The organism is Acinetobacter sp. V89_4 (assembly GCF_029967875.1).
In the GTDB taxonomy this organism is placed as follows: domain Bacteria; phylum Pseudomonadota; class Gammaproteobacteria; order Pseudomonadales; family Moraxellaceae; genus Acinetobacter; species Acinetobacter oleivorans.
The window spans coordinates 64,291-78,027 of the sequence record NZ_JASCAI010000030.1; the positions used below are offsets into that span (position 1 = coordinate 64,291).

The window sequence follows — 13,737 nt, forward strand, 5'->3', positions numbered from 1 at the left end:
ACGAAAATAACCGTTTATCATTTAGTTTGTCCGAATAGCGGACAGAAACAACCAAAATAACAGGAATGAAAGGATGCCTTCTCTCGATGCTTTTTTAGAGCACCCAAACTCGCATGAGAAAATTCGTCAAGAAGACTACATTGCAGGGTTAGCAAAAGGTTTAGCTTTACTCGAAGCTTTTGGAACAGATCGGCAACGGCTCAATGTCACTCAAGTGGCCGAGCGAACTGGCATTAGTCGTACCGCGGCAAGACGTTATCTTAAAACTTTAAAATACTTAGGCTATTTAGAAACCGATGAACATTACTTTTGGCTCACTCATCGCGTGCTGCGCTTTTCGAGTTCTTATTTAAGCTCTGCCCACCTGCCTAAAGTTGCTCAATCCTTTTTAAATCTTTTGTGTGCGCAGACGTCTCTGACTTTTTCGATTGTAGTTTTGGATGATAACGAAGTGGTGCCGATTGCCCGTAGTTATTTACCGCAGCAAGATAATTTGCGCGTTAGTCCTTATGGCATGCATTTAGGAAACCGACTCCCTGCCCATGCCACGTCTACAGGTAAAGTATTGCTGGCAGCACTGCCCGAAGAAGCTCAGCATGCATGGGTAAAGACTTATGGTTTAAAACGCTTAACCCCATTTACCATTGTAGATGAGTCAAAGTTTTTTGAAGTACTTAAGGGTATTTCGTTATCGGATTATTGTCTTTCTAAAGAAGAACATGAGCTTGGTGTGATCGCGATTGCAGTGCCTGTATTTAATGCACAAGGTCAAGCCATAGCAGCGCTTAACTGCATGTCTCAAACTAACCGTGTACAAGAAGATTATTTGGTTCAGCAAATTTTGCCATTGCTACGCAACACGGCAAATGAACTCAGAAATGTGATTTAAATAGAATTAGAAACTCTTGTTTCCTAATCATGAATACAAGAGTTTCAACTCATAATTTTAAACGGCGAATTCTTTGACTTGCTGGTTTGCCAGAGCTAATGAAAGAACGAATACGAGCCAATTGAGCAGCTAAACAATATTGAAAAAATTACTTACAGCAATTTTTAGGCATTGGTGTGTTGATGAAGATTTTGTTCAATAGACATGGCTTTTTTCCAGCTTTCTAGGTTTTCTAGACCTTTTACATATTGTTCAATATTGAGATATTTTGACCGAATATTTAAAGAATTAATTAGACCATAGACTACGAAACCAATCATAAAATCTGCACCCGTTAAGCAATCGCCTACTAAGAATTTTTTGCCTACTAATTGTTGATCTAAATATGAAAATACTTTATCCAACTCAGTTTGCGCATATTGATCTAAGAACTTTAATTGAGTGCCATTTTTTAACTCAATCGAATTAAAAATATTTAATAAATATGGAACCATAGCCGAACTTTCTGAAAAATGAACCCATTGTAAATAATCAAGATAACTGTCTGAATCTTTCGCGGGCATCATTTGAGGAGCAAACTTTTCAATCAAAATTTCTACAATGGCACCTGATTCAGCAATTACTTTTCCATCAAGCTCAATCACAGGTGATTTTCCTAAAGGATGTATGTTTTTTAATTCTTGAGGTGCAAGATTTGTAGTTTTATCTCGAAAATAACTTTTTAATTCATAAGGTTGATTAGTTTCTTCAAGTAACCACAGAATGCGAAATGAGCGTGAAGCATTTAAATGATGAAGAATAATAGACATTAATTTTCTCTTTTAAACTAGAAGGCCAACAAAGTGAGGCCTAACTATATAGATCTATAGACGACCGGTCTAATATTTTTTGTTATCAGCTCAGTATTTGTCTGATTAAGTAATAAAGTAAATGTGTTAAAAACATAAAAAAAACACATCCGTAGATATGGTGACAAATTGGCTTTTAATTTTATCGATTATCTAGCGCATTCTGAGGCCTCAAATTACATTAACTAACTAAACTGCGCAAAAAACAATCCAGTACCTTTTCCCGATTATCTGCCCCATCTGAGCTTAAATGCTGAATAATTGCGCCTTCAATCATATATAAAAATAGTTTTGCATCCTGAAAAGTCGCATCTGTTTTTAGTTTTATAAGCTGGCTATAGATTTCATTCATTAGCCACGTTCTATATTTAATTGCGACTTGATAGGCTTTTGAATAGGTCAGTTTTGTTTCAAAAATAGCTTTAAATAATAGGTAGTACATCCCGTCTAAATCGGTGTGTAAAAGATAAAGTTTCTTAAGTTTTTCCTTCACACTTGTGCCTTGGTCGTACTCAGCAATTGAAACCACTTTTTCTTTTAGACGCTCTTTTTGCACGATCAAACAGATTTCAATAAACCGCTCTTTCGAGTGAAAGTAGTTATAAAAAGTCGCTTTTGGAATTCCGCACTCTTTCACGATTCTGTCGACCCCAACAGTATGAAACCCAAAATGGTGAAATAAATTAATCGACTTATTGATGACTTGTATGGCACGTGTTGGGAGAACTAATTTTGGCATGGTTTTACCGTTATAAATTCTTGTTGTTTCTAAACGAGATACTTTTTTGGGAGAAAAAAAGGCATAGCAAAGCCTATAAAGACTGTGCGTGGCACATCTCAAGTTTTGTTGTTCAAATAAGTTTTTTGAGCCGTAATGACTTAAAGCCTGAAAACCTTAGGGCATTCAAGCTGCTTTAATTTTTTAAGCTGTGTCGTTATAGCTTTTGGCATCGAGAGCCAAGAAATAATGGATGTGCAAAGCCAACTCCTTTTTATTGGGAGTTCTGCCGACATTAAAATTATGGTGGCAGAACGAGAAAGGGTTCGCGGACTGGTACAACAACCAGCACACCCGAAGGTGTCCCTCTCCCGTCCTACCGCTACGGGAGGGAACGAGGAGATGCTCACACAAAACTATCCCTCAGAAAGGAATAATTCTGATGCTGTTGTAATCGGTCCGCGACGACCGGCTGACAATGTAGGCCAGCAGGCAAAGGATAGTGCCCTGTCCTATTTCAGTCAAGCACGCAAAATGCCATTTGTTTTAAATTAAATCATTAAAAAAGTAAGGCTAAATAATGAAGGGGTTATTGTTAAGTGGGGGTTGTAAGAAAGTTTTAGGAGAGAAATTAGTTTAGAAAATGAGTGGGGTTAAGTAAAACTTTTACTTAAGAAAAAGCGGCTATTATTCAATTAATAGCCACTTTTCTATTTAGTATCCCTTATGATGAATGGAAAGCTATAGCTTAAATACATTAAAAACATTTAATTAAATATAATAAACATGATTAGAAAAATAGCTTATCAAGTTCTTGCTGGATTACCTGTAATCAAAGAGTTAATTATTATTCTAAGCATCATCCACCACGCATAAACAGTAGCTATGGTTGATGAAGTCTCATCATCCAACAGTCCATGAGCAACTTGATTTCTCAAATTAAAGCCCAGTGATTCCGTAAAGATACATTTAATTTCAAATACTAAATCTTTGCCAAATACAATTTCAGCTTCTGGTAAATTCATTAATGTGCTTAATCCATTTTCATTTTCTATTCCTGCTTTGTCTATATTTCTTGTCTGAGCTCCAACTTTAATCAGTTCAGTACGTACAATATTTTCTAATTGAGGACAAAGTAAATGAATTGCCGTACTAAAATCTTCTTCAAATCCAAACCATAAAGCGCTGCCTATTAAAACTGCTCTCCCATCAGGAACCAGTGGTGATTTTTCACAAATCGCAATCAACAGTTCCTTCGTAAATCTATGTTCTAAACTTAATTGTCGTAAGGCAGGGAGAATACTTCCTTGCACTATAACTTGAACTTGATTAGTAAAATATTCATACATTTTACTATTCAAAAGAACTTCATTTTCTGGATCATCTAAACCAACTTCACGTTTTAGACTAGGAATACGTGCTATGACTCTTCCATCAGAACTCATTTTAAATTTACCAAAAATACTTTCAAAGACACTATTATTTAGCAATTCTTTTGCATTATTCCTTAGGATTTGATAATTAGCACCTTGACTTAAGCCGCAAAAATAAACTAGTGCATGTTGAGCATTTCGTTTACTAGTAACATGCGTAATTGACGATTCAACTAGGTCCGAAATATTATATTTTTCTGTTTCGAACGTAACCATTTCATCAACTGAAGCTTGCCCTGATGAGAATTTTTTTGTTCTTATATTCGATATTTTCTCTTCAATATTATGTTTAGATCTATGTTTTGCTGGAATATTTCTATAAGCCTGAATTGCATTTTCGTAAAATGAATTAGCAACTAAATTACTATCTTTACTCCTAGAAACTGCTTCCAATTCAAAAGTTTCAGCAATTTCAACTAGAGAGTTAATCCATTCATCCTCCGAACCACATTTTTTATATTTTTTTGCTGCTAATTCAAGATAGCTTCTAGCAGTGAAGTAATCATATTGTGCTTTAAAATTACTAGCTCTAGTAAACAATGAGTCTGCAATATCTTTTTCAAAATCCTTATCAACTTTAAATTTATCCATCAAATCTGCTATCCAAAAATTCATATACTTCAAATTTGAATATTCAACAGAAAAAGCGGAAAACAAACGTCCTTTTATATCATCTAAACTGGCATAATCTTTAATTTGCATACTTAACTGTATTGCACGTGACCAGCAGGTATTCACCCCTCTATGCCATCCTTCCTCATTAATACTAGCTGAGGTATATGAATCAATTGCCATTCTTGCATAATCAGGATTCCTAGGACTTTTCAGTAACCAAAGAATATCCGCAAGCCTTGCTTTCAAAGCTGGTTCATTCACGTCATTTAAAATCAGTTCAAAAAATGTTAATTCATCCAAAGTGAAATCATCGGGAATCACTCCTCTTCTTTGATTTTGAAGATCATGGAAAGCTGGCTGAAAAGGTTCATTTAAACTGTTTGGTTCAAGAAGCATTGATGTTACTTTATATAGTAATTCTAGAATTTTATACTCATCTGTTTTTCCTACATCCAACACCTTCCTTGCTGATACCTCTAAAATTCTACTAATAGTTAAATAGTCATAACACTCATTTTCAGGAATTTCACTATTCCAATTACATTCTAAAAATTTGTCACGTGTAAGATGTTCATTATTTGCCATATTCTCCCCTCTAATTTATTAAGGTAATAAATTATTCTTATTAAATATCTATTTTTTTTAATTTCAATAGTATTATATATTTTTTGTCTATTTTTCACTTACTTGATATATTTCAAAGTAAAGAACCAAATATTATTAGAACTATATTTTTCAAAGTTGTTAAAAATTAGAATATTTTAATCAATTCTCTTAAATTGAATGTACTCTGATATTTAGTATAAAGTGTCATACGAAATTTAAACGAACTAGGATGTAATATTTAAAAAATATGGAAAGAAATGAATATCAAGAAGAGAAATACACAAAGTTCATTTATTCAAGTAAAAAACGTATTCAGCGAAGAGTTCTACAGCTAGAAAAACTTACGGCTGAGGCCATTCATAACTATATTCAGCTCAACTACAAAGACGAATGGTTTGAAAGCAATTTTTCAATTTTAAGTTGTTGGAAATTTTCAAAAAAAGACTTTGAGAACACAGACAAATTTTGGTGTGATGCCATTTATTTCGAAGACTTTCATATAGAAAATGAACGAGTATTTATTTTTAATGGACACGCGTGGATTGGCTTGGCAAGCAATGTTGGATCAGAATGGAAAGTTCCAGTCTCAGGAAAATTTTGCATAAGTTCGAATGGAAAAACTTTAAAAAGCTATACCTTAACTTTTTACAATGAAAGTCAGGAATTAGTTTTATCAAAACGGAATTAATATGAGTATTTTTCTGATCAGGCATGCTGAAAGTGAAGCCAACATTAATGGAAAAACCCTTTCACATGCTTCAATTGCTTTAAGTGAAGATGGGCATAAACAAGCTCAAGCACTCTGTTTAAAGCTCCCCAAGATTGATCATGTGATTGTGTCTCAATATCTACGTACACATCAAACCGCTGCCCCCCTACTAGAAAAATATAATCTCACTTTTGAAGTAGATAAGCATTTGCATGAATTTAGCTATTTGTCTGAGCGTAAATGTGCCAATACCAATATGGATGACCGTAAAGCTTGGGTAAATGCTTACTGGGAAAAAATGGATTATCAGCACAAAGATGCCGATGATGCCGAATCTTTTGAAGATCTATTTATACGAGTTCAAGCTTTCCATGAGAAGTTAAAGATATTGGCTGAAAATTATGTCCAAAAGAATTTGGCTGTGTTTAGTCATGGACAGTTTTTACAGCTTTTGATGATGCAAATACAACAACCTCAACCAATTTCAAAAGATTTAATGCGGCAATTTAGATACAATCTAGTTTATCAGCCAATTAGAAACACTCAGGTTTTTACTTATTGAACTGATAAATTTCATATAAGGTATATAATTTTAGAAACTCTTTAAAATAATGAATAGAGAACTTATGACTCAATTTCCCGATTTACTTAAGAAGTTACACCAACTAGATTTTGATTATGCTGATGGAGATGGCATTGATTTTGAACCATACCAAGATTTCTTATCACCCGAAGAAATAGCTGAATGGTTAAAAGCTTGGACTGGAAACCCTCAAGCTGATGCTAGTACATTATTATTTTTTGGCCAAGATGGTACAGGTGGGTGTGCTGCTTTTTGGATAATTAATAAAGACAAAGATATATTAGATCAACCAATTGTATTCTTAGGATCAGAAGGAGAAATGGGAGTAGTAGCGAAAGATTTTAATGATTATCTTTGGTTGTTATCACAGAATCATGGTCCATTTGAATCTATCGAATATCCTGAAGCTAACACTCAAATTAATAATGATTTTCTGACTTTTGCAAAACAGAATTCTAAATCTAATTCTAGATCAGTTACTGAAATTTTAAACGATGCTCAAAGTTCTTATCCTAACTTTAAGACTTGGATAGAAGATATGATTCGGTAATGAAATGCCTATTAATACAATGGGTATTAGATAAAATAAAAGCAGCCTATTGAGTTTAAGCATCGCTGCGCAAGCTCAATTCAGGCTCGTGAGGCTTAATGTTTAAAATAAGATGGGGCACCTCGCCCCATCTTATTTTTTAGCACTCAATTGCATTAACAGCGAGGCCACCTTTTGAAGTTTCTTTATATTTCTCAGACATATCTCTGCCTGTTTCTTTCATGGTCTGAATGACTTTATCGAGCGTCACAAAATGCTCACCTTCATCATGAAGTGCCATTTGTGCAGCATTAATGGCTTTTACGGCTGCAATTGCATTTCGCTCAATGCAAGGAACTTGAACCAAGCCACCAATCGGGTCACACGTTAAACCTAAGTTATGTTCAAGGCCAATTTCAGCTGCATGTTCCACTTGTTCAGGTGATGCACCTAAAATCTCGGCTAAACCAGCCGAAGCCATCGCACAAGCTGAGCCTACTTCGCCCTGACATCCCACTTCTGCACCAGAAATAGATGCATTGAGCTTACATAAAATACCGACTGCTGCTGCACTTAGAAAAAAGCGAACCACTTTGTCTTCAGAAAAGTCTTTAGAAAAAGTCACGTAGTAATATAAAACTGCGGGAATAATCCCAGCTGCGCCATTTGTGGGTGCAGTCACTACTCGGCCGCCAGCAGCATTTTCTTCATTTACTGCTAAGGCAAATAAATTGACCCACTCCATGGCATGAAAAGTTGTCACAATCAGGTTTGAATTTTTCTTATTTAACAACTTATCGTGAATTTTTTTAGCCCGACGTTTTACGTTTAATCCGCCCGGTAATATTCCTTCATTAATTAATCCGTTGTGAATGCACTGCTGCATCACTTTCCAGATGTCCATAATCTTGCTGCGAATCTCAGCCTCACTACGCCAGCTTTTTTCGTTTTCAAGCATCAATTCACTGATTGATAAATGATGAGTTTTACATAAGCTTAAAAGTTCAGCCGCACTGTGAAATGGATATGGAACATTCACATCACTGGTTTCAGATTGAGTTTGTGTTAATTGTCTTTGGCTAATAATAAAACCCCCACCAATCGAGTAATAGGTTTCTTCATATAAGATTTCTTCCGCCTCGTTATACGCAATCAACTCCATTGCATTGGGGTGATAAGGTAAAGATTCATCAAGAAAAAGTACATCGCGTTTATAGTCAAAAGAAATACTCTTTTGCTGATTAAGCTGGATGGCGTTATTTTCAAGAACATCTTCAATCAAGCTTGTAGTTACTTGAGTATCGATATGTTCAGGGTCAAAGCCCATTAAGCCTAACAGAATAGCCTTGTCTGTCGCATGGCCGACACCAGTTGCTGCAAGCGAACCGTATAACTTCACCTGAACTCTAACCGTGTTTTGTAGATCATTTTGTTGTAATAAATCATCCACAAAACTGTATGCCGCTCGCATGGGTCCAACTGTATGGGAGCTAGATGGACCAATACCAATTTTAAAAAGATCAAATACACTAATAAACACTGGGTCCTACCTTCAATTCATTATTATTCGTATGTTCGTCGTTATTGTGTCCTTTCGGATAACTCTAAAACTATCATTAAGCTATCCATAAAGCACTGAAAATAAATGGGTCATTGCCTAAAAACAACACAATCAATTTCTAATTTAATATTTTCCAAAAAATGGAATTTTCCATTAATTTAAATGGTAAATTACTCAACAAATATTTAAGAATTGTTCTTTTTAACAAATAAAATAGCGAACCTTTCCCAATTTTTTATAAAAAAAATTTGGTTTTCAAGCTATTTACTTGGAATTTAAATTATTTAAAAAAAATTAAAAACAATAACTTACCAAATATTTAGATCATTCTTCGCCATTAAATAGAATAAAAATTCCCCTATTTACCAACAACCATATATCGTATACGATATATGAAAGAACAATAGTTCTGTCGTTAAGGAAAACGTAATGACAAGTCAGTTTAAAAAGCAGTTATCTCTAATGGATCTTACATTCATTGGCTTAGGCGCCATTTTCGGTTCTGGATGGTTATTTTCAGCAAGTCATGTGGCCTCTCAAGCCGGCCCTGCAGGTATATTGTCATGGATTATTGGGGGCTTTGCCGTTTTAATTCTGGGAATTATTTATTGTGAGTTAGGTGCAGCCTTACCACGAGCAGGCGGTATTATCCGTTATCCCGTATTTTCACATGGTCCTTTACAAGGATATTTACTTGGTTCTGTGACCGTCATTGCCTTTTCAAGTTTAATTGCAATTGAAGTCGTTGCTGCTCGTGAATATGCAGCGGCATGGTTCCCTTCACTTACAGAAATACACGATGGTATTCGATCTCCAACTACCACTGGTTGGTTGTTTCAGTTTGCACTTTTATGCGTATTTTTTGCATTGAATTATTACAGCGTAAAAACCTTTGCAATTGCCAACAACCTCATCAGTGCATTGAAGTTTGCTGTTCCAGTTTTAGTGATGGTTGCACTTCTATACCACTTTAAACCAGCAAACTTTTCAATGACCGAGTTTGCCCCAATGGGTGCTCACGGCGTACAAGGTGCCGTCTCTGCTGGCGGTATTATTTTTGCGTACTTAGGCTTAACGCCGATTATTTCGGTAGCCAGTGAAGTAAAGCGTCCTCAATTTACCATTCCTTTTGCACTCATCTTATCTGTCGTTTTAGCAACGATTATTTATGTCGTGCTTCAAGTTGCTTTCTTAGGTGCTGTACCTACCGATATGTTAGCAAATGGTTGGTCAGGACTCAGTGACAAGTTCCCATTACCTTATCGCGACATTGCCATGTTATTAGGTTTGGGATGGTTAGCGCTTTTAGTTGTTTCAGACGCTATTATCTCTCCGTCTGGCTGCGGCAATATCTATATGGCTGCAACTCCACGTGTCATTTATGCATGGTCGAACAGTAATACGTTCTTCCGTATTTTTACTCGTGTCGATCCAAAATCAGGCATTCCACGTTATGCATTATGGTTAACATTTGCACTTTCTGTATTTTGGACTATGCCGTTTCCATCTTGGGATAAATTAATTTCTGTAGTTTCGGCAGCGTTAGTTTTAAGTTATGCCCTAGCTCCTGTCACAGTGGGTGCCTTACGTCGTAATGCTCCTGAGCTTGAACGTCCATTCTATGTAAAAGGCTTTACTGTTCTTGGCCCACTTGCCTTCGTGATTGCCTCTTTTATTGTCTATTGGTCTGGCTGGAATGTCATTTCATGGTTATTAGGCGCACAAATCGTATTGTTTGCACTCTATGTCATTTTTAAACGCTATGTGCCAACCCAAGAAGTCAGCCTAGCTCAACAATTAAAGTCATCAGCTTGGCTTCTTGTTTACTACATTTTAATGATTATTGTTTCTTACCTTGGCAGCTTCGGTGATGGCGCATCGCACTTATTGGCAGCTCCGTTTGACACACTTTTAGTTATGGTGATTTCTCTTGGTTGTTACTACTGGGGAATACATTCAGGTTTACCAAAAGCACTCATTAAAAATGATGATGAAGCTTAGCGATTACTTGCTTAAACACATATTGGTTGGGGTTTTCTTCTGATTAATAACGTATACAAAATACTATATTTTTCGAAAGTAAAACCTAGGCTTCGATAATTCTCCAACGTCAGAAGAACTACTTTTGACGTTCACTCTAAAGTGAGGTTGATAATGTTAAATATTACTGGTCAAAATTTTATTGCAGGTCAACGTTCAAGTTCGGGCAGTAAATTTGTCTTAAGTTACGATGCTGCAACAGATGAAGCATTACCCTATCAATTTGCTCAGGCTACTCCTGAAGAAATTGATCAGGCAGCTCAAGCAGCTGCATTGGCTTATCCAGCTTTTAGACAAACTACGCCAGAACAGCGCGCTGTTTTTCTAGAAACAATTGCCAGTGAAATTGATGCGCTTGATGACCAGTTTATTGCCACAGTCTGTCAAGAAACTGCTTTACCAGAAGCCCGTATTCGCGGTGAACGTGGGCGAACTACTGGCCAATTACGTCTATTTGCTCAAGTATTACGCCGTGGTGATTATTTAGGTGCCCGTATTGATTTGGCTTTACCTGAGCGTCAACCACTTCCACGTCCAGATTTACGTCAATATAAAATCGGTGTTGGGCCAGTTGCTGTATTTGGCGCTAGTAATTTCCCTCTTGCCTTTTCTACTGCTGGTGGCGATACCGCTTCAGCACTTGCGGCTGGATGTCCTGTCATTGTGAAGGCGCATAGCGGCCACATGGCAACCGCCGAATCAATTGCAAATGCGATTTGTAGTGCAATTGAGAAATGTGCTATGCCAAAAGGCATCTTTAGCATGATTTATGGTCAAGGTGTTGGTGAACCCCTGGTAAAACACCCTGCAATTAAAGCAGTTGGATTTACAGGTTCACTCAAAGGTGGCCGTGCTCTCTGCGATTTAGCTGCTGCACGCCCTGAGCCAATTCCTGTTTTTGCCGAAATGTCGAGCATTAACCCAATGGTTTTATTACCCGAAGCTCTAAAAGTGCGTGGTGATAAAATTGCAGCTGAACTTAGTGGTTCAGTGGTTTTAGGTTGCGGTCAGTTCTGTACCAATCCGGGTTTAATTATTGGAATTAAATCAGCTGAGTTTAGCCAATTTCTTGAGCAGTTCACGGCTGCAATGGCTCAGCAACCACCACAAACCATGCTTAACAAAGGCACTTTAAGAAGCTATGAACATGGCCTGAAAGCATTACTCGCACACGACAAAATTGAGCATTTAGCAGGTCAACCACAGCAAGGCCATCAAGCCTATCCTCAGCTCTTTAAAGCTGATGCAGCTCTTTTACTAGAGCAAGATGAATTACTTCAAGAAGAAGTATTTGGCCCAACGACGATTGTGATTGAAGTTGAATCGGCAGAGCAACTTGCTCTAGCGTTAAACGGACTTCGTGGTCAGCTTACCGCATCATTAATTGCCGAGCTGCAAGATTTTGAGAACTTCTCTAACCTGATTTCATTACTTGAAGAAAAAGCAGGGCGTTTACTTCTAAATGGTTATCCAACAGGTGTTGAAGTCTGTGATGCCATGGTACACGGCGGTCCTTATCCTGCAACTTCAGATGCACGTGGTACTTCGGTAGGAACATTAGCAATCGAGCGTTATTTACGACCAGTATGCTATCAAAACTATCCAGATCACTTACTGCCACTCGCCCTTCAAAATGCCAATCCGCTTGGTATTGCGCGTTTAGTAAATGGTGAAATGAGTAAAGCTGCTCTTTAATATTTTTAAAGGAGTTTATCTAAGTGATTAACTCCTTTTTATTTAGATCAAAATCGCAAAACGTAACCGCACATTATTTAAATAAAAAAGTGCAAAAAATGAATAGCAAGATGCTCAAACAAATCATTGCGTAACATATTTTTTAATAAGGATATTGGTATATGACGACAACACTAAAAAAGGTAGTCGCGGCCTCTATGGTCGGCTCCGTAGCTGAATGGTATGAATTTTTCCTTTATGGAACCGCTTCTGCCCTTGTCTTTGGCGAACTTTTCTTTCAACAAACGGGCAACGCTATAGATGGTATTTTGGCGGCCTTTGCCCTATATGCCGTTGGCTTTTTAGCAAGACCGATTGGTGGCCTCGTATTTGGCCATTACGGCGATAAAATTGGACGTAAGAAATTATTGCAAATTAGCCTGATTATTGTTGGTATCACTACTTTTTTGATGGGCTGTATTCCGACCTTCCATCAAATTGGTTATTGGGCACCTACACTATTGGTTATGCTGCGTTTAATTCAAGGCTTTGCTTTTGGTGGTGAATGGGGCGGCGCAGTTATTTTGGTTTCAGAGCACAGTCCAGATGATCGCAGAGGCTATTGGGCAAGCTGGCCACAAACTGGTGTACCGCTCGGCAATTTAGTAGCCACACTGGTTTTATTACTACTTTCAAAAAACCTCTCACCCGAACAATTCCTAGATTGGGGATGGCGCTGTGCATTCTGGTTTTCGGCGGTCGTGGTACTGATTGGTTTATGGATTCGAAAAAATGTAGACGATGCCGAGGTGTTTAAAGAAGCACAGGCCAAACAACAGCTTCTTGAAAAACAACAACTCGGGATTATTGAGGTTTTAAAATATCATAAGAAATCTGTTATTGCGGGTATCGGTGCCCGATTCGCAGAAAATATTTTGTATTATATGGTGGTTACTTTTTCGATCAGTTATTTAAAGTTGGTCGTCCATAAAGATACTTCGCAGATCTTACTGCTTATGTTCGGCGCTCACCTGATCCATTTCTTTATTATTCCTGTTATGGGGCATTTAAGCGATATATTTGGCCGTAAACCAATTTACCTTATTGGAGCTGTACTCACTGCATTTTGGGGCTTTGTCGGCTTTCCTTTAATGGATACAGGCAATAACTGGCTCATCATGTTAGCGATTGTGCTCGGTCTATTTATTGAGTCGATGACCTACTCGCCTTACTCTGCTTTAATGACTGAGTTATTTCCAACTCACATTCGCTATACGGCACTTTCATTTTGTTATCAAGTCGCACCCATTATGGCAGGTTCACTCGCTCCATTAATTGCGTTAACCTTACTCAAAGAATTTAATAGCTCGGTTCCAATTTCTTTATATTTAGTTGCCGCAAGTCTGATTTCTATTGTCTCGATTTTGCTGGTGAAAGAAACCAAAGGCCGGTCATTGGCTTTCAAAGATTAGTCTTTAAGATATAAATTAAGCACTTAACGATGATTGTGGGTTGTCCTAAACAACCCATTT

At 37.1% G+C, this 13,737-nt stretch carries 11 protein-coding genes; 7 read left to right on the plus strand and 4 right to left on the minus strand.

Annotated elements, in window-relative coordinates; all coding sequences use genetic code 11:
* The first annotated feature begins 73 nt into the window (after positions 1-73).
* The gene (gene pobR, locus QLG01_RS17715; protein ID WP_013198256.1) at positions 74-889 is read left to right on the plus strand and encodes an IclR family transcriptional regulator PobR; all 816 of its coding nucleotides are present in this window, start codon (positions 74-76) and stop codon (positions 887-889) included.
* A 164-nt stretch (positions 890-1,053) separates the two neighbouring features.
* Here pobR and QLG01_RS17720 read toward each other — a convergent pair whose 3' ends face one another.
* The 3 genes from QLG01_RS17720 to QLG01_RS17730 form a co-directional block, all read right to left on the minus strand.
* The gene (locus QLG01_RS17720; RefSeq protein WP_282497062.1) at positions 1,054-1,698 is read right to left on the minus strand and encodes a glutathione S-transferase; all 645 of its coding nucleotides are present in this window, start codon (positions 1,696-1,698) and stop codon (positions 1,054-1,056) included.
* Positions 1,699-1,918: 220 nt separating this feature from the next.
* Positions 1,919-2,476 (minus strand): TetR/AcrR family transcriptional regulator, encoded by a 558-nt coding sequence (locus QLG01_RS17725; protein WP_282497063.1) that lies wholly within the window; start codon positions 2,474-2,476, stop codon positions 1,919-1,921.
* Between the two features lie 785 nt (positions 2,477-3,261).
* Complete coding sequence (locus QLG01_RS17730) at positions 3,262-5,088, minus strand: DUF4209 domain-containing protein (RefSeq protein ID WP_282497064.1); 1,827 nt, start codon at positions 5,086-5,088, stop codon at positions 3,262-3,264.
* 268 nt (positions 5,089-5,356) lie between these two features.
* Between QLG01_RS17730 and QLG01_RS17735 the strand changes: the two genes are divergently transcribed.
* From QLG01_RS17735 to QLG01_RS17745, 3 genes are all read left to right on the plus strand, one after another.
* Positions 5,357-5,797 (plus strand): hypothetical protein, encoded by a 441-nt coding sequence (locus QLG01_RS17735; protein ID WP_282497065.1) that lies wholly within the window; start codon positions 5,357-5,359, stop codon positions 5,795-5,797.
* Between the two features lies 1 nt (position 5,798).
* Positions 5,799-6,380: a histidine phosphatase family protein gene (locus tag QLG01_RS17740; RefSeq protein ID WP_282497066.1), complete on the plus strand. Its 582-nt coding sequence runs from the start codon at positions 5,799-5,801 to the stop codon at positions 6,378-6,380.
* A 64-nt stretch (positions 6,381-6,444) separates the two neighbouring features.
* On the plus strand, positions 6,445-6,951 hold the full coding sequence (locus QLG01_RS17745) for an SMI1/KNR4 family protein (RefSeq protein ID WP_282497067.1): 507 nt from the start codon (positions 6,445-6,447) through the stop codon (positions 6,949-6,951).
* A gap of 139 nt (positions 6,952-7,090) precedes the next feature.
* Here the strand turns inward: QLG01_RS17745 and QLG01_RS17750 are convergent, their stop codons facing one another.
* Positions 7,091-8,470 (minus strand): L-serine ammonia-lyase, encoded by a 1,380-nt coding sequence (locus QLG01_RS17750; protein ID WP_282497068.1) that lies wholly within the window; start codon positions 8,468-8,470, stop codon positions 7,091-7,093.
* Positions 8,471-8,920: 450 nt separating this feature from the next.
* On the opposite strand from QLG01_RS17750, the gene QLG01_RS17755 reads away from it, so the two are divergent.
* From QLG01_RS17755 to abaF, 3 genes are all read left to right on the plus strand, one after another.
* Positions 8,921-10,492, plus strand: coding sequence for an APC family permease (locus QLG01_RS17755; protein ID WP_282497069.1), 1,572 nt, complete (start codon positions 8,921-8,923; stop codon positions 10,490-10,492).
* A gap of 153 nt (positions 10,493-10,645) precedes the next feature.
* On the plus strand, positions 10,646-12,226 hold the full coding sequence (locus QLG01_RS17760; protein ID WP_282497070.1) for an aldehyde dehydrogenase (NADP(+)): 1,581 nt from the start codon (positions 10,646-10,648) through the stop codon (positions 12,224-12,226).
* 161 nt (positions 12,227-12,387) lie between these two features.
* Positions 12,388-13,677 (plus strand): fosfomycin efflux MFS transporter AbaF, encoded by a 1,290-nt coding sequence (gene abaF / locus QLG01_RS17765; protein ID WP_005304099.1) that lies wholly within the window; start codon positions 12,388-12,390, stop codon positions 13,675-13,677.
* The last annotated feature ends 60 nt before the right edge of the window (positions 13,678-13,737 follow it).